General features: G+C 54.7%; 19 protein-coding genes and 3 tRNA genes. 9 read left to right on the top strand and 13 right to left on the bottom strand.

Annotated features, from left to right (window positions below):
- Positions 1-11: 11 nt before the first annotated feature.
- Together F3J29_RS14160 and F3J29_RS14155 are read left to right on the top strand one after the other, a co-directional pair.
- A complete protein-coding gene (locus tag F3J29_RS14160; protein WP_166866994.1) occupies positions 12-938 on the top strand; it encodes a LysR family transcriptional regulator in 927 nt (308 codons plus the stop codon).
- A gap of 20 nt (positions 939-958) precedes the next feature.
- A complete protein-coding gene (locus tag F3J29_RS14155) occupies positions 959-1,699 on the top strand; it encodes a CDP-diacylglycerol diphosphatase (RefSeq protein ID WP_166866992.1) in 741 nt (246 codons plus the stop codon).
- Between the two features lie 37 nt (positions 1,700-1,736).
- Here the strand turns inward: F3J29_RS14155 and F3J29_RS14150 are convergent, their stop codons facing one another.
- From F3J29_RS14150 to F3J29_RS14125, 6 genes are all read right to left on the bottom strand, one after another.
- Positions 1,737-2,249 carry a YjjA family protein gene (locus F3J29_RS14150; protein WP_166866990.1) on the bottom strand — a complete coding sequence of 171 codons (513 nt, stop codon included), beginning with the start codon at positions 2,247-2,249 and terminating at the stop codon, positions 1,737-1,739.
- Between the two features lie 139 nt (positions 2,250-2,388).
- Positions 2,389-2,817, bottom strand: a complete 429-nt coding sequence (locus tag F3J29_RS14145; protein WP_166866988.1) for an organic hydroperoxide resistance protein — start codon at positions 2,815-2,817, stop codon at positions 2,389-2,391.
- Positions 2,818-2,912: 95 nt separating this feature from the next.
- A complete protein-coding gene (locus F3J29_RS14140) occupies positions 2,913-3,359 on the bottom strand; it encodes a MarR family winged helix-turn-helix transcriptional regulator (protein WP_166866986.1) in 447 nt (148 codons plus the stop codon).
- Between the two features lie 68 nt (positions 3,360-3,427).
- Entirely contained in the window at positions 3,428-3,901 is a 474-nt protein-coding gene (locus F3J29_RS14135; RefSeq protein WP_166866984.1) for a threonine/serine exporter, read from the bottom strand.
- Entirely contained in the window at positions 3,892-4,668 is a 777-nt protein-coding gene (locus F3J29_RS14130; protein ID WP_166866982.1) for a threonine/serine exporter family protein, read from the bottom strand. The genes F3J29_RS14135 and F3J29_RS14130 overlap by 10 nt, the downstream gene beginning before the upstream one ends.
- 98 nt (positions 4,669-4,766) lie before the next feature.
- Positions 4,767-5,681, bottom strand: a complete 915-nt coding sequence (locus F3J29_RS14125; protein ID WP_166866980.1) for a DMT family transporter — start codon at positions 5,679-5,681, stop codon at positions 4,767-4,769.
- 119 nt (positions 5,682-5,800) lie between these two features.
- On the opposite strand from F3J29_RS14125, the gene F3J29_RS14120 reads away from it, so the two are divergent.
- Positions 5,801-6,601: an AraC family transcriptional regulator gene (locus F3J29_RS14120; protein WP_205246785.1), complete on the top strand. Its 801-nt coding sequence runs from the start codon at positions 5,801-5,803 to the stop codon at positions 6,599-6,601.
- A 37-nt stretch (positions 6,602-6,638) separates the two neighbouring features.
- Here F3J29_RS14120 and F3J29_RS14115 read toward each other — a convergent pair whose 3' ends face one another.
- Entirely contained in the window at positions 6,639-7,097 is a 459-nt protein-coding gene (locus tag F3J29_RS14115) for a YbaK/EbsC family protein (protein WP_166866978.1), read from the bottom strand.
- 209 nt (positions 7,098-7,306) lie between these two features.
- Here F3J29_RS14115 and F3J29_RS14110 point away from each other — a divergent pair, with 209 nt between their 5' ends.
- Entirely contained in the window at positions 7,307-7,612 is a 306-nt protein-coding gene (locus tag F3J29_RS14110) for a PTS sugar transporter subunit IIB (RefSeq protein ID WP_039290026.1), read from the top strand.
- Between the two features lie 13 nt (positions 7,613-7,625).
- Complete coding sequence (locus tag F3J29_RS14105; RefSeq protein WP_008460071.1) at positions 7,626-8,972, top strand: PTS cellobiose transporter subunit IIC; 1,347 nt, start codon at positions 7,626-7,628, stop codon at positions 8,970-8,972.
- Between the two features lie 42 nt (positions 8,973-9,014).
- On the opposite strand, the gene fhuF is transcribed toward F3J29_RS14105, so the two are convergent.
- Both fhuF and F3J29_RS14095 read right to left on the bottom strand, forming a co-directional pair.
- Positions 9,015-9,806, bottom strand: a complete 792-nt coding sequence (gene fhuF, locus F3J29_RS14100; RefSeq protein WP_166866976.1) for a siderophore-iron reductase FhuF — start codon at positions 9,804-9,806, stop codon at positions 9,015-9,017.
- 131 nt (positions 9,807-9,937) lie between these two features.
- Entirely contained in the window at positions 9,938-11,002 is a 1,065-nt protein-coding gene (locus F3J29_RS14095) for a GGDEF domain-containing protein (RefSeq protein WP_166866974.1), read from the bottom strand.
- A 265-nt stretch (positions 11,003-11,267) separates the two neighbouring features.
- On the opposite strand from F3J29_RS14095, the gene F3J29_RS14090 reads away from it, so the two are divergent.
- Complete coding sequence (locus F3J29_RS14090) at positions 11,268-11,507, top strand: DUF1435 domain-containing protein (protein ID WP_166866973.1); 240 nt, start codon at positions 11,268-11,270, stop codon at positions 11,505-11,507.
- A 39-nt stretch (positions 11,508-11,546) separates the two neighbouring features.
- Here F3J29_RS14090 and F3J29_RS14085 read toward each other — a convergent pair.
- The 4 genes from F3J29_RS14085 to rsmC form a co-directional block, all read right to left on the bottom strand.
- Positions 11,547-11,633: transfer RNA gene (locus F3J29_RS14085), tRNA-Leu, on the bottom strand.
- A gap of 47 nt (positions 11,634-11,680) precedes the next feature.
- Positions 11,681-11,767 (bottom strand) — tRNA-Leu (locus tag F3J29_RS14080).
- 31 nt (positions 11,768-11,798) lie between these two features.
- A tRNA-Leu gene (locus F3J29_RS14075) sits at positions 11,799-11,885 on the bottom strand.
- Positions 11,886-12,006: 121 nt separating this feature from the next.
- Positions 12,007-13,038, bottom strand: coding sequence for a 16S rRNA (guanine(1207)-N(2))-methyltransferase RsmC (gene rsmC / locus F3J29_RS14070; RefSeq protein ID WP_166866971.1), 1,032 nt, complete (start codon positions 13,036-13,038; stop codon positions 12,007-12,009).
- A 107-nt stretch (positions 13,039-13,145) separates the two neighbouring features.
- Between rsmC and F3J29_RS14065 the strand changes: the two genes are divergently transcribed.
- From F3J29_RS14065 to yjjG, 3 genes are read left to right on the top strand one after another with little or no spacing between them, the layout of a single operon-like run.
- Positions 13,146-13,565 carry a DNA polymerase III subunit psi gene (locus F3J29_RS14065; RefSeq protein ID WP_166866970.1) on the top strand — a complete coding sequence of 140 codons (420 nt, stop codon included), beginning with the start codon at positions 13,146-13,148 and terminating at the stop codon, positions 13,563-13,565.
- Positions 13,534-13,977, top strand: coding sequence for a ribosomal protein S18-alanine N-acetyltransferase (gene rimI, locus F3J29_RS14060; protein ID WP_166866968.1), 444 nt, complete (start codon positions 13,534-13,536; stop codon positions 13,975-13,977). Before F3J29_RS14065 ends, rimI begins: the two co-directional genes overlap by 32 nt.
- A gap of 18 nt (positions 13,978-13,995) precedes the next feature.
- Positions 13,996-14,673, top strand: coding sequence for a pyrimidine 5'-nucleotidase (yjjG, locus tag F3J29_RS14055; RefSeq protein ID WP_166866966.1), 678 nt, complete (start codon positions 13,996-13,998; stop codon positions 14,671-14,673).
- Positions 14,674-14,696: the final 23 nt, after the last annotated feature.

Genomic DNA, 14,696 nt, shown 5'->3' with positions numbered 1-14,696 from the left:
CTGATACTCCAATGGCTGAACCCTGGCAGCGCCTTCCCGCACTCTCGTTAAAACAGATTCAGTATTTTGTGACGCTGGCCAAACTGCGTCATTTCACCGATACCGCCAACCGGCTGGCCATTAGCCAGCCCGCGCTAAGCAGCGCGTTACGGCAGATTGAGTCCGTGCTGGGTGGAAAGCTGGTTAACAGAACCGCAGCGGCTGTGACGCTGACGGACCTGGGCGCAGCGCTGCTGCCCCATGCCGAACGCGTACTCAACGTTGCGCAGCGCGCTTTTGACGACATGCAGCGCATTGTGCAGGACGGCGGTGATGGCACGCTTCGCATAGGCCTGGTGCCCTCGGTCGGCAGCCTTTTATTTCCCGATATACCTCAACGCATTGCAGAAGCTTTTCCTCGCCTGCGCGTGGAGTTTCACGACCGCACCAATGATGCGCTGATTGCCCAGCTTGAAAGCGGTCAGCTGGACTTTGGCCTGGGGGCGCTGGACAGCTCTGTTCCCAAAACGCTGGAGATCCATCCGCTGCAGGAAGATCCCTTCGTGGCGGTAGTCAACTGTCACGATCCTCTGGCAGAATCCAGCCACGTGCCGTGGCGAAGCCTGGTGAAGCGGGACATCGCGGTGTTTTCGAAAGGGAATATCAGCCGTTTGGTTGCGGCGATGGCGGAAAGCCAGCGCCTGACGCTCAATGCGCGTTATCAGGTTGATTTTATTGAAACCCTTTACGGACTGGTGCGCTCGCAGCTGGCGGTGGCGATTTTACCGCAGCTTTACACCACCTTTTTGCAGGATCCCGAGCTGAAAGTGATTCATTTGCAGCAGCCTTCGCTGAGCCGCACCGTAGCATTGATGCGCAGCACTGAGCCGTTCGCGCCGCAAATAGAAGCCTGCTTCCAGCTTATTGTCCGCCTATTACAACAACGAAAAGTACTCTGACTTTACAAGGAAAACCTGACATGAAAAAGATCCTGCGCGTGGTGGGTGTGCTGCTGATTTTGCTGGTGGCCGCCGTCGCAATCCGCCTGTGGCTGCTGCATCGTCACAGTGACGCTCTGTGGAATATCATCAGCCAGCAGTGCATTCCCAATCAGCAACAGAACAACTCACCTGCACCTTGCCTGAAAGTCGATCTGGCCGGGCGTTACCTGGTGTTTAAAGATGCCAAAGGTCCGCTGCATAATTTGCTGATGCCGACGGACAAAATTACCGGTATTGAAAGCCCGAAGATCCTCGAAAACGGCGCGCCAAACTACTTCCAGGACGCGTGGGAGAATCGTCACTATCTGCTGGATGAGACTAAAAAAGCGGTTCGGGATGATGATTTGGTGCTGGCCATTAACTCCCGCTACGGGCGTTCTCAGAACCAGCTGCACATTCACCTGTCCTGCCTGCGTCCTGAGGTGTATCAATCTATCAACCAGCTTGCCGATAAGGTCGGTGACCAGTGGCAGCCATTTGGTGCGGAGATCCTTGGCCATAAATATCTGGCTCGAAAAGTTCCGGCAGAGGCTAACCCGTTTACCGTGCTGGCGGAATACGTAAAGGCTCAGGGCGATGAGATGGAAAACTTTGGCCTGGCGCGGGTGGTGACGGCGAAGGGGGATGTGGTGCTGTTAGCCAATCCTCGCCAGCTGCTGGGCGGGAACCAGGGATCGGCGGAAGAGATGCTGGACTACAGCTGCTCGCTGGCAAACTAAAACAAAATGGCCTCTTAAGAGGCCATTTTTTTTGTCCTTACGACAGGTAATTCATGCCCTGTTTGAGCACCAGATCGCAGGCTTTGGTTTTCACCTTTTCTGCCAGCGGCGAGTTGCCGATGCTGTTCAGATCGAGTTTCTGGCCATTCGCCGTGTTCAGTAATCCCATCAGGCCCTGATTGTAGTCCTGCTTGTCGGCTGGCTTGGTGCTGCTTTCCAGCCCCAGTTTGGTCATCAGCTGGTTTTTGATGTTGTCGGTATTGGTGACGGAAGCCAGTTTGTTCTTCGCGCAGTATTCCATCACGCCAGCGGCATTGGTCATCGTACTTGAGCTGAGAGATTTGCTGTTGCCATTCAGCAGGCTGGTCAGTGAAGAGAGAGACAGACCGCCGGTCTGAGCGCTGCCGCTGGTGGTGGTCGCGTTGCCGTTTTTAGTCAGTTCATTGGCGGCGCTGGAAAGTTGTTCCTGCCAGTTGGCTGCAGAAGCCTGGCCGGCAAAAAAGGCTGCTGCCAGCGCCATTGCGCAGAGCGTTTTATTCCTTGCTTTCATCTTGTGATACTCGCTTTGTTTGCCTGTGGTGCAGGGGATTTCAGGCGTGAGTATAACGCTTAGAGGGGAAGCAGGGGGATTGAGAGTTGTCTTAAACCGGGAAGGGTGGAATTAAGCCGGGTTTCCCCGGCTTGTCGCATCAGTTGATGATGTTCAGAGTCACATCAATGTTGCCGCGGGTTGCGTTGGAGTATGGGCAAACAATGTGTGCCGCATCGACCAGTTTTTTCGCGTCAGCAGCGTCCATCCCCGGCAGATGGATGTTCAGTTTAGCTTCGATACCGAATCCGGTCGGCAGCGGCCCGATACCGACTTCACCTTCAATGAAAGCGTCAGCCGGCATGGAGATTTTGTCGCGGCCGGAGACAAACTTCATCGCGCCAAGGAAGCATGCGGAGTAGCCCGCAGCGAACAGCTGCTCAGGGTTGGTCACTTCGCCGCCTGCGCCGCCCATCTCTTTTGGCAGGCCGAGCTTGACGTCCAGTACGCCGTCGGAGGAGGTGGCGCGGCCTTCACGACCACCGGTAGCTTTGGCTTTTGCGGTGTAAACGACTTTTTCTAAAGACATGGCAGGTTCCTCATCTTACATTTAGTATGTGCTATAAAATAGCGTGCGATTTATATGGTGTTTTAAAAATCGCCGACAGTATCGACGATTAATTATTACGTATTTAAATTACTGCGCAAGGTTTCCAGCTGCGCTTTCAGCGCCAGCATGCTGTCTACGCTACAGGCAGAAGCACAGCGCACGGAGTCTGGAATACCCAGCGCTTTTTCCTGCAGGGCTTTCCCTTCCTGGGTCAGCGTGACTGCCACCTGACGTTCATCTTCGCGGGAGCGCTGACGTAGCAGCAGCCCCGCGCTTTCAAGACGTTTTAGCAGTGGCGTTAAGGTGGCTGAGTCTAAAAACAGACGCTCGCCGATTTGCGACACCGTGACATCATCCTGCTCCCACAGCACCAGCATCACCAGGTATTGCGGATAGGTGAGCTGCAGCGGCGCAAGCAGCTGGCGGTAGAGCTTGTTCACCGCCAGATTGGCGGAGTAGAGCGCGAAGCAAAGCTGGTTGTCCAGCAGCAGGGCGTTCGTTTCGGGAGATGTCTTCTTCATGTTTCTCAATATAGATAGTGCGCGATTAAATAGCAAATTTTATTTTTGCGACGTCCTGGTCTGTACGATCAAACCCGTGGTTTTTTGCGATAAAGCCACAGTCCCGGAAGTGAGAGCCCGATGGACAGCGCCCCCACGATAAATGACGCTTTTAAGAAGTTGGTCACCAGTTGGATCATCAGCGGATCGCTGTAGCCAAAGTGCGTCAATTTTACCGCGGAGATCATCGCGGTGTAGGCGTAGATCCCTGGAAACATAGGAATGACGGCCGCAACGGTAAAGACCTTCGGATGAGCAAGATACCAGCGTGACCACTGAATACCAATGATGCCGACCAGAATCGACGCCAGAAAAGTGCTCCACTCGATGTTTAAACCCGACGTCATCATCGCCATACGCGAGCCGTGTCCGATGGCGCCGAGCAGGCCACACCAGAGAAGGGCGCGCTGGGGTACGTTAAAGACTAATGCAAAGCCTACCGCCGGCACGGCAGACAGCGCCATATCCTGAAACAGGGCCAGAAGAAATTCGATTATGCCCATCCTCTTAGCCCCCATACCGCCATTGCCATTACGACGCCAATGCAGGTCGCCAGCGTGAGCAGGCTGGCCATCGCCCAGCGAGCAAGCCCGGTGTTAACGTGGCCTTTAAACATGTCGGCCACGGCGTTAATCAACGGGAAACCGGGTACAAGCAATAATACGCTCGCGGCCATCGCAATATTGGACGTGTCGGCAAACGGGCCTCTGGCGATAAGCAGGCCCGATACGGTAGTGGCGACAAACGCGGTGATGCAGAAGTTGATCTGCGGATGAAGCTGGCGGTGGGTAAGAAGCTGGCGCACATACATCGCCAGAGAGCTGGCGATAAAGGCGACAAACGCCCCGTCCCAACCGCCGTTGTTCAGTTTACAGAAGCAGCCGCAGGAAAGGCCCACCATCAGGACGACCAGCCAGCGTGGGTAGCGCAGCGGTTTGATGTGTTCGAAGCGCTTCAGGACGTCCTTTGCATCCAGCAGCTTGTGTTCGGTGAGGATCACGATGTGTTGTACTTCGGTGACGACGTGCATGTTGATCCCGCGATCGTTATTTTTGCGGGTGGTTGTCAGGCACTGATTGTCTTTAATGGTGCTAAGTACAATGGCGTTAGCGGAGATTGAGCTTTCCACGCTGTCCATCCCCAGCGCTTTACCAAGGCGGGTTGAAAGCTCCTCGACCAGCGCGCTTTCTGCCCCGTGCTGCAGCAAAAAGAGCGCGCATTGAATACATAAACGAGTGACGTCCCGCTGGGAAGCAACTTCTGGCTGCATGTTTGATCCTGACCAAAGAGAAGGAAATGCGCTTAACGTTTATCCATTTAACATGAGCGCATCGCTTCATTAGCGGCGTTAGATCAAGCTTTGCGTCACTATCTCCGGCGATGAAACGTGATTATTTTTTCCAGCCATTGGTTGCAGCTCACGCAGACAATGCCGCCGATGACGAAAACCGATCCCAGCAGAAAACCAGCGTTTATCTTTTCATTCAGTAACCAGGCGCCAAACACGACCCCGAGCAGCGGCGTGATAAAAGAAAAGGCGCCGAGCGCAGAAGCCTGGTAGCGGCGCAGTAAAGCAAACCAGATAAGCAAGCTCAGGAAGGAAACAATCACAGACTGAAAGACCATATTGGCCAGCAACAGTGGTGTGGGGTTAAAGCGGGTTTGCCCCAGGAGGAACGACGCTGCAAGCAGCACAATAAAAGCCCCCGCAAGCTGAAACAGCGTCGTTTGGGCGGCGGAAACCTGGGCCAGGCGGGAGGTGCGAACCAGCACGGTGGTCGCGCCCCATGAGGCGCCGGAAAGCAGGCAAAAGAGATCCCCGAAAAGCGATGAGTGCCCACCATCTGGCGCTGAAAATGTGACGATGACGCCAATAAATGCCAATACGATCCCGATCCACTGTACCGGCGTCAGGCGCTCAGAGAGCAGGGTAAAGTGCAGGCCTACTGCGGCAAACAGCGGTGCGGTATACAGAAAAACTACGCCGTGCGCGGCGCTGGTATAACGCAGGCCGATGCCAAGAAACAAATACTCGAGTGCAAACAGAACTCCAGCTCCCGCGCCAGCAAGCCAGGGCAGGGAGGCGTACTGAATTTTCTCTTTTCTCAACAGCATATAAAGTGCGACCAGCCCCGCGCCTATACCAGAACGTAAGGCGATCTGTAGGATGGGGCTGGCGTCATCAGCCGTGGCTTTCAGGCCGGGCTGCTGCAGGCTCCATATCAGGCAGAGGGTGGTCATCCCGGCGACGGCCAGGCGGTCTATGGTCTTGTATCTGGACATGCGTTTTCTCCCGAAAAACGCATTATCAACTGGGGTGATATGCTTGATATAGTGAGAAACCGCCATGCCATCGTGCGTTTCGGTCAATGTTTTCTCGACGACTTTGAAGGTGGATATCCGTGCCAAAGAAAACGCCCAGCATCCTTATCGCGCCTTTTACCGGCGAGCTTCCGGCCACGCTGTACTTTCGTAGCGCGCCGATGCCTGCGCAAGGTTTGTACCTGGAACACAGTCATCCCTGGGGAGAATTTGTTTCGGCGGTAAGCGGCGTCGTGGAGGTGCAATATGCCGGAGGACACTTTGTGGTGCCGTCCCAGTACGGTATCTGGCTGCCGCCGGGCACCCAGCATCTTGCGCAAAATCGGATGGAGGCGTGGCACAGCTCCGTATACGTCAGCCTCGCGGAGTGCGCAGCGTTTCCGCAGCAGGTGACCGTGATGGCTATCACGCCCCTCGTCCGGGCGATGCTCGAGCATTTACACCTTAACCCGCCGGGTATCCCTCCTTCTGAAGAGGAGTCGCGATTCCTGCGCGTGTTGGTTGACAGGCTGATTAAGGCCGAAAGGGTGGGGAACTATCTACCTGGATCGGACGATCCTGTGGTTCAACGGGTGCTTAATATCCTGGAACAAAACCCTGGGGATAGCCGCTCCGTGGCGGCGTTGGCGGCGTTGGCCAATACCAGTGAGCGAACGTTGATGAGACGTTGCCAGCGGGAGTTGGGTATGACGCTGGCGGAGTGGCGGCAGAGGCTAAGAATTGTGAAAGCGATGCCTTTGTTGGCCGAGGGATGGACCGTCGAGAATATCGCTTTTGAGCTGGGTTACGGCAGTTCATCGGCGTTTATTACGATGTTCCGTCGCTTAACCCAGGAAACGCCGGATGAGTATCGCAAGCGTGTCACCGGGCTGGAGCGCTAACTGAGCCGAAAGTCTTTTGCCTCCGGCTACGGCAAACTTACTGACAAACATCTACCCATTTGGCGTGGGTGAGTTCGGCCATACGTTCAGGTGAAATGCGGACGGCGCTGTGGATGGCCCCTGCGGCGGGCAGCACTTCATCGTACTGGCGGAGTGAGATGTCGCAGAATACCGCCAGCGGGTTTTCCAGCCCGAACGGGCAGACGCCGCCGACCGGGTGCCCGGTCCAGTTCACTACCTCATCGCTGCTGAGCATACGCGCTTTTGCGCCAAATGCTTCTTTAAGTTTCTTATTATCAAGACGCGCATCGCCCTTCGCGACAATCAGAATAATGTCATTTTTGACCTTTAATGAGAGCGTTTTGGCTATTTGTCCGGGAGCCACATGATGGGCGGCTGCGGCAAGCGCGACGGTAGCGGTGCTTTGGTTTAGCTCGATGATATCTATATCGGGGGCATGGTCGGCGAAGAATTGCCGCACGGACTGCAAACTCATGATTTTCTCCTGATCCAGGTGGCAAATAATTTCGCATAAGCTTGTGCTTTCTGTAAACCGCTTATACTTATCTCATACCCGCCTTGTCAGAAATTTCTGGATCTCCTTCACAATCAATGAAACCGGTTGCAGTAACCGGTTGCAGTAATAAATTCCGCGAGGAATACTGAACCCTGTAACCCCCCTGTACCTAATAATAAGAGTCGTCTATGAAACGTATCCTTTTATGCTGTGCCGCTGGTATGTCTACCAGTATGGTCGTGAACAGGATGAAACAGGCCGCCCAGGATCAACAGATTGAGGTTGAGATCAAGGCGGTGGGTATCGAAGAGTTCACGGATGTTATGCCTGAATTTGATTGCTGTTTACTCGGTCCGCAGATCAAATACCGTCTGGAAGATTTTAAGGCTCAGGCCGCACCCAAACGGATCCCGGTCACGGTCATTAACTCTATGGATTACGGAATGATGCGCGGCGACAGAATTCTCGCCGATGCACTCGCGTTGATAGCCTGACAGGAGAGCCACTATGTCTTCCAACCATGCTGCTTTTAATTTAATTTTTCGGTTTGTTGAGAACTACGTTAGCCCGATAGCGGGCCGCATTTCTTCCCAGCGTCACGTGATGGCTATTCGTGACGGCTTTATTTCTGCGATGCCGTTTATGATTGTTGGCTCGTTCCTGCTGGTATTTGCTTATCCCCCGTTTTCGCCCACCACGACCTGGGGCTTTGCCCGCGCCTGGCTCGACCTGGCGAAGCAGTTTGAAGGGCAGATTTTAACGCCGTTTGATATGACGATGGGCATCATGTCTATCTACATTTGTGCGGCGATCGCCTATAACCTGGGTAAACACTACGTTAAATCGCACGGGCTCGATCCGTTCATGTGCGCCATGCTGTCGCTGATGGCTTTCCTGGTGGTTGCGGCCCCGAAAACCAAAGGCACGCTGCCGGTGGACAGTCTTGGCGGGACCGGGATCTTCACCGCAATTTTGGTGGCGATTTACTGCGTAGAGATGATGCGTTTCCTGAAGGCGCATAACATCGGCATCAAGCTGCCGGACCAGGTGCCGCCGATGATCAAAAACTCTTTTGATCTGCTGATCCCGGTGCTGGTTGTGGTGCTGACGCTGTATCCGCTGAGCCTGTTTATTCAGTCCCAGTTCGATATGCTGATCCCACAGGCAATCATGGCGCTGTTCAAACCGCTGGTGTCCGCGGCGGATTCTCTGCCGGCGATTCTGCTGGCCGTGTTGATTGCCCACCTGCTGTGGTTTGCGGGTATTCACGGGGCGGCGATTGTCTCCGGGATGCTGCAGATGTTCTGGCTGACCAACCTGGGTCTTAACCAGGGCGCGCTGGCTGCCGGTGCACCTCTGCCGCATATCTTTATGGAAGCGTTCTGGACCTTCTTTATCGTGGTCGGCGGTTCCGGGGCAACGATGGGGCTGGTTATCTGCTACCTGCGCAGTAAATCTGCCCACCTGCGTTCCATTGGCCGCCTGAGCATCGTCCCAACCTGCTTTAACATCAACGAACCGGTGATCTTCGGGACGCCGATTGTGATGAACCCGGTGTTCTTCATTCCGTTCCTGCTGGCGCCAATGGTTAACGCCGTGCTGGCCTGGGGCGCGATGAAACTGGATCTGATTGGCCGCGTGATTTCCGTTGTGCCGTGGACGGCTCCTGCCCCAATTGGCGCCGCCTGGGCGCTGGGTTGGGACTTCCGTGCGGCTATCCTGGTCATTCTGCTGGCCTGCGTGTCGTCCATCATTTACTTCCCGTTCTTCAAAGTGTACGAGAAGCAGCTGCTGGAGCAGGAGAAAGAAGAAGCTCAGAGAGCGAGCGAAGAAGGGAGCCAACAGCTGGCTTAATGGTTTAGCGGAATGAAGAACGGCGGGGAAACCCGCCGTTTGCTATTTCAGGGTGCAGTCCCCGCAGCGCTGCACATCAGGCAGCTTATAGCGCTGGCAGCAGGTGCGTCTGGCCAGGATACCTTCACGCGAGATAACTGTGCGATAAAGCGGATTTTCCTGGCCGCATGAAAGCTGTTTTTCAAAGAAACAGGTATTCACCAGCGCCGCCAGGGTTTGCTCATCCAGCAGCGGTTTCAGCTCGCCGAAGAACCAGTTCACCAGGTAGCCGGTGTTGCTCCAGATAAGCCGGGCGTTGATCTCTTCGCTGGCTTCCAGCGCCGCCACGACCGGCATCAAACCCTCGACGATGAACTTCTCCAATCGCAGATGGAGCGGCAGCTCGCTTGCCAGGCAATCTTCAGCCACGTCAATCCAGAAGCATTTAGCCCGGCCCGTTTCGTGGAACTCTGCCCGCACATGGCCGGGGGCAATGTTCAGCGCTTTGGGCTGAGTCAGCAGCGCCATCATCGTCGGGGGCACCAGCAGGCCGATGTACCATTGCGCCCACAGAGACTTCAGCGGTTTGTTCTCGCGCGCAAGCTGAGGCTGATGGCGATAGATATGGTCGCCGTAGGCCGCCATCAGGGAGGTTAATGCGGCGGGACGCTGCCACTCTCTGAGCGTCATGGCTGTGGCGGGCGCCTGTTCGTTTAATTTTATGATGTCGTTGAAGTATGGGCGGTGTGCGGCAAAATGCTCCCGCAGCGAATCTGCCAGCGGACTTGCCGCCGGAGACCAGGGAAGTACCAGGCAACCGCTGTCATCGCTGAGCTGGAGGGATTGAAGCGCCATACTCTCGTCAGGAAGTAATCTAAATGATAATGATTAGCAATACTAACTTTGGGCGATATCTCTGGCAAGGTGAATTCACCGCCACGGCTGAGTGAGGGCGGTTTTTGCGATCCAGGGCGTCTTTCGTCGGGTTAACCCACGGCGAGCATTTCGTTCGTCAGGATACTGTTTCTTCCGCGGTTTTTGGCCTGGTAAAGCGCTTTATCCGCCAGACTCAGGGCATCATCTATGCTGCCTTCGGTGAACGGGGCAAGCCCGATGCTGACGGTCACGTTGGTTGCGACCTGGTTATTAAACATATGCGGAATATCCAGGTCGAAAACGCGCTGGCGGATCCTTTCCGCCGACTGCATGGCACGTTCAGCGTCGATGTTGGTGAGCATAATCATGAACTCTTCGCCGCCGTAGCGCGTGACAATATCCCTTGAACGCACGGCATCGCGGATAGCCGCCGAGACGCGGATCAGCGCCTGATCGCCCATCGCATGGCCGTAGTGGTCGTTGTAGGATTTGAAGTAGTCGATATCCAGCAGTAAAACGTAGTGGCTGCCGTTGCCGGAGGCCTGAATATGTTCGAGGCGGTTTTGAAAACCGCGGCGGTTGTACAGGCCGGTTAAAGGATCGAGCATGCTGAGGTCGGTCAGCGTCTCTTTTTCTTCCAGCAGTTTATTCATCAGCCGCTGGGTGAAACGGTCATCACGTTTCTGAATAATATGCTGAATAGCGATGCCAACAGCGGGCAGCGCAAAGCAATAAATCGCCTGTAACCCTTGGTCAACGTTGCCCAGCCAAAGCACGATCAGCGCCACGGGGATGCTGTGCAGCAGGAAAGCCACGATGTTATTTATAAATGAAATGGCGCCAATAAAAAGCACTGACATCAGGCTAATGACCAGAAATGAAGTGTCCGGATCCTCAATAGCCGCGTTTTTAATGAAAATATGCAGCGCCCACAATAGCCCCAGAAATAAAGAGACAATATTCAGGTTAATCAATTGCTTCTTATTCATCATCTGCGAGGCAAGCAGCGCCAGGCTAATCAGCAGAATGGTCACCACGGGCGGCGTTATGCGCATGGCGGAATGGAACGGAAGTAGCATGGAAAAAACGGCTGCCAGGGCATTGAGCAGCAAAAATAAACGTAAAGAAAGCTGCTGCTTTGCTTTGAGTAAGGTTCGCCAGGTTTGGGCTGTCATAGAACGATTGTGTCTTGGGTAAGCGCGTCAGGTGTTGTGTGTGTCGTATAAATGAAAAGCGAGCGACCGGCTTTTCTGGCAACTATTGGAATTTTTATAAGGCAAACTAAAGCCGGTGCTCAATCTATCACCTTACTGAAAATCTGTCATTAAATGACACGTCAACCCTGGCTATTTCAGCCATAGGCCGCGCACGTTTTTACGCTGACAGTTGAGAAAATTTATCATATGATATTGGTTATCATTATCATGATGGGACGTAGAAATGCTGCAACGACAACTCGAAGGTGGCTGGAGTGTAATGGTGGCGGGGTTAGCCGTGGCGCTGCTGGCGTGTCTGGATCTCAGTTTCACTCAGTGGCGCGTGCTGGTGGTTATCGGGCTGCTAGCAACGGCATTGATGCTCTACCATAAAACGTTAAGACACTTTGTTTTACTGCCGTCGTGCGTAGCGTTTGCCAGCGGATTGCTGTTAATTGTGATGAATTTGGGATCGATGAGATAAATAAGCTGAGGGAGGTAAAGAGAGTCACTTCATAAGAAGTGGTGCGAAGAGAGGGACTTGAACCCTCACGTCCGTAAGGACACTAACACCTGAAGCTAGCGCGTCTACCAATTCCGCCACCTTCGCACAGTTTTCAGATTTGCATCCGAAGAGTTTTGATATCGCCTTCGCATTGGTGCGAAGAGAGGGACTTGAACCCTCACGTCCGTAAGAACACTAACACCTGAAGCTAGCGCGTCTACCAATTCCGCCACCTTCGCGCAGTGCGAACGATATCTTTCGTGGTTGTGTTGGTGCGAAGAGAGGGACTTGAACCCTCACGTCCGTAAGAACACTAACACCTGAAGCTAGCGCGTCTACCAATTCCGCCACCTTCGCATACCTGTAATACCGAAGTATCACAACCACGGAGGCGCATTCTAGATGTTTTCTGAGCTTCGTCAACACTTAATTTGGTGCCGCTTTCCTGACTGATGCAAAAAGCGGCACCTGAGCGCTTCTAGCGCTTTTTACCCGCTCGAGTCAGCACGGCGCGGTAAACTTTGAAGCGGCCGGTTTGAGCAATAACTTCATGACTGCCAAACACTTCGTCCAGCACATTCGGGTACGCAAGGAAGGCGTTCGCCACGATGCGTAACTCGCCACCCATATTCAGGTGTCGGGCCGCGCCGCGAATAAGCTGGTGTGCTGCGTCGAGGCTGGTTTGCATCCCGTCGTGGAATGGCGGGTTGGAGATGATCATGTCGAAACGGCCGTTGATTTCCGAGTAGACGTTACTGGCGATCACTTCCCCTTCAATACCGTTCGCCGCAAGCGTTGCGCGGCTGGCGGCAACCGCAGGAGCGCTAACATCGCTCAGCGTAAGGCGCACTTTTGGCGAATGGTTGGCGAGAGTAATCGCCAGTACGCCCGCACCGCAGCCGACATCCAGCACTTTGCCTTTAGTGTGCGGCGTCAGCGTGGAGAGCAGCAGTTTGCTGCCGGTGTCCAGACCGTCGCGGCTAAAGACGCCCGGCAGCGTTTTCACCGTCATCCCTTCGTGAGGGTATTCATCCCACCAGCTGTTTTCATCAAATGCAGGCTGTTGCTCAAGACGACCGTGATACAGACCGCAGCGGCGCGCGCTGTCGATTTTGGTCAGCGGGCAAACATCAGCCAGCATTTGCTCTGCGCTACGCACGCCAGAGCGGTTTTCGCCGACCACAAAAACGTCGGTGCCAACCGGCATCAGCGACAGAATGTTCATCAACTGGAACTGGGCTTCCGGCTTGTTTTTCGGCCAGTAGTAGATAAGCGTATTGCTGTCGGCAACGTCATCCGCACCGGCCACCAGGCCATATTGTGCGTTCTCACCCATCTGCGCGCTTAATACCTGCCAGTGGTGGAATTGCTGGGTGTGGGCGCGGCTGGCGGCGGTGTCGAAACGCGCCGGCAGGTCGTCTTGCATGTCACCGGCAAACAACACACGGCTCTCGGTAAAATCATCGCTGTGGCGCAGCAGTACTTCACTCGCCGGGGTAAACGCACTCATCAAATTGCTCCTGGAAAATCAGAGCGTGGATTATAGAGCTTTAATGGCGTGGATTCGATGAATTTGCTATATTTGCCGCCCGAATTACGCTCTCAACAGGTTTCGCTATGACTTCCCCTTCCCGACGAGACTGGCAGTTACAGCAACTGGGTATTACCCAGTGGGTGCTGCGCCGTCCGACGGCGTTACAGGGCGAAATTGCGGTTTCTTTGCCCGCGGGCGTGCGTTTAGTGATGGTGGCTGAGACGCTACCAGCCTTGAGCGATCCGCTGGTGAAGGACATTTTACGCAGTATGGCGTTAAGCCCTGAGCAAGTGATGCAGCTGACCCCAGAGCGCGTTGCGATGATGCCGCCCGATAGCCGCTGCCTTAGCTGGCGGCTTGGCGTTGAGCAGCCGCTGACGCTCAGCGGCGCGCAGCTGGCTTCTCCTGTGCTGGATGAGCTTTATCACAATGGCAACGCGCGACAGGCGCTGTGGCAACAAATTTGCGAAAATGAACACGATATCTTCCCTGACGCCGAATGACTTAGCGGCGGCGTATGCCATTGAGCTGCGCAGCCACGCTTTTCCCTGGAGTGAAAAAACGTTTGCCAGCAATCAGGGCGAACGCTACTTCAATTTACGACTGGACGTTGACGGCAAACTTGCCGCTTTTGCGGTGACGCAGGTCATTCTCGACGAAGCCACGCTGTTTAACATTGCGGTTGATCCGGCATATCAGCGGCAAGGGCTTGGAAAAGCGCTGCTTGAGCATCTTATTGCCGAGCTTGAGAAGCGGGATGTGTTTACGCTGTGGCTGGAGGTGCGCGCCTCTAACGTTGCGGCGAGAACCTTGTACGAAAGCCTGGGCTTTAACGAAGCGACGGTGCGTCGCAATTATTATCCTGCAAAAGAAGGTCGGGAAGACGCGATCGTGATGGCGCTCCCCCTCGGTTAATTTTTAAAAGGTGTGTGGATGAACTGGGACTGGATTTTATTTGATGCGGACGAAACGCTGTTTACCTTTGACGCGTTCGGCGGCTTGCAGCGCATGTTTCTCGATTACAGCGTGACCTTTACCGCAGATGATTTCCAGGAGTACCAGGCGGTAAACAAGCCGCTGTGGGTTGACTATCAGAACGGAGCCATTACCGCGCTGCAGCTGCAGCTCAGGCGCTTTGAGGACTGGGCCGGGCGGCTGAATGTGCCGTCAGCAGAGCTGAACGATGCCTTTTTATCCGCCATGGCTGAAATTTGCGCCCCGCTGCCTGGCGCGGTTTCTCTCCTGAATGCGCTGAAGGGCAAGGTTAAATTGGGCATTATTACTAACGGCTTTACCGCGCTGCAGCAGACTCGCCTTGAGCGCACCGGCCTGCGCGACTATTTCGACCTGTTGGTGATTTCCGAACAGGTAGGGGTAGCCAAACCCGATCGCCGCATTTTCGACTATACCTTCGAGCAGATGGCACAGCCGCCGCGCGACCGCGTTTTGATGGTTGGCGACACGGCAGAATCCGACATTCTGGGCGGCATTAACGCCGGGATAGCAACCTGCTGGCTTAACGCCCACGGGCGCACCGCGCCGGAAGGGATTGAACCGACCTGGCAGGTCACCTCGCTAAGTGAACTGGAGCAACTGCTGTGTAAGCCATGATTGTTGATTGTTAAACCCGCAAT

The sequence above is a fragment of the Enterobacter sp. Cy-643 genome, from assembly GCF_011752815.1.
Taxonomy (GTDB): Bacteria; Pseudomonadota; Gammaproteobacteria; order Enterobacterales; family Enterobacteriaceae; genus Cedecea.
Note: the sequence above shows the minus strand (reverse complement) of the source record. Positions and strands in the feature narration are given on the sequence as shown.

Bases quoted from the DNA above. Each gene is read 5' to 3' on its own strand.
- F3J29_RS14160 (WP_166866994.1), top strand. From the start codon at position 12: ATGGCTGAACCCTGGCAGCGCCTTCCCGCACTCTCGTTAAAACAGATT.
- F3J29_RS14155 (WP_166866992.1), top strand. From the start codon at position 959: ATGAAAAAGATCCTGCGCGTGGTGGGTGTGCTGCTGATTTTGCTGGTG.
- F3J29_RS14150 (WP_166866990.1), bottom strand. From the start codon at position 2,249: ATGAAAGCAAGGAATAAAACGCTCTGCGCAATGGCGCTGGCAGCAGCC.
- F3J29_RS14145 (WP_166866988.1), bottom strand. From the start codon at position 2,817: ATGTCTTTAGAAAAAGTCGTTTACACCGCAAAAGCCAAAGCTACCGGT.
- F3J29_RS14140 (WP_166866986.1), bottom strand. From the start codon at position 3,359: ATGAAGAAGACATCTCCCGAAACGAACGCCCTGCTGCTGGACAACCAG.
- F3J29_RS14135 (WP_166866984.1), bottom strand. From the start codon at position 3,901: ATGGGCATAATCGAATTTCTTCTGGCCCTGTTTCAGGATATGGCGCTG.
- F3J29_RS14130 (WP_166866982.1), bottom strand. From the start codon at position 4,668: ATGCAGCCAGAAGTTGCTTCCCAGCGGGACGTCACTCGTTTATGTATT.
- F3J29_RS14125 (WP_166866980.1), bottom strand. From the start codon at position 5,681: ATGTCCAGATACAAGACCATAGACCGCCTGGCCGTCGCCGGGATGACC.
- F3J29_RS14115 (WP_166866978.1), bottom strand. From the start codon at position 7,097: ATGAGTTTGCAGTCCGTGCGGCAATTCTTCGCCGACCATGCCCCCGAT.
- F3J29_RS14110 (WP_039290026.1), top strand. From the start codon at position 7,307: ATGAAACGTATCCTTTTATGCTGTGCCGCTGGTATGTCTACCAGTATG.
- F3J29_RS14105 (WP_008460071.1), top strand. From the start codon at position 7,626: ATGTCTTCCAACCATGCTGCTTTTAATTTAATTTTTCGGTTTGTTGAG.
- fhuF (WP_166866976.1), bottom strand. From the start codon at position 9,806: ATGGCGCTTCAATCCCTCCAGCTCAGCGATGACAGCGGTTGCCTGGTA.
- F3J29_RS14095 (WP_166866974.1), bottom strand. From the start codon at position 11,002: ATGACAGCCCAAACCTGGCGAACCTTACTCAAAGCAAAGCAGCAGCTT.
- F3J29_RS14090 (WP_166866973.1), top strand. From the start codon at position 11,268: ATGCTGCAACGACAACTCGAAGGTGGCTGGAGTGTAATGGTGGCGGGG.
- rsmC (WP_166866971.1), bottom strand. From the start codon at position 13,038: ATGAGTGCGTTTACCCCGGCGAGTGAAGTACTGCTGCGCCACAGCGAT.
- F3J29_RS14065 (WP_166866970.1), top strand. From the start codon at position 13,146: ATGACTTCCCCTTCCCGACGAGACTGGCAGTTACAGCAACTGGGTATT.
- rimI (WP_166866968.1), top strand. From the start codon at position 13,534: ATGAACACGATATCTTCCCTGACGCCGAATGACTTAGCGGCGGCGTAT.
- yjjG (WP_166866966.1), top strand. From the start codon at position 13,996: ATGAACTGGGACTGGATTTTATTTGATGCGGACGAAACGCTGTTTACC.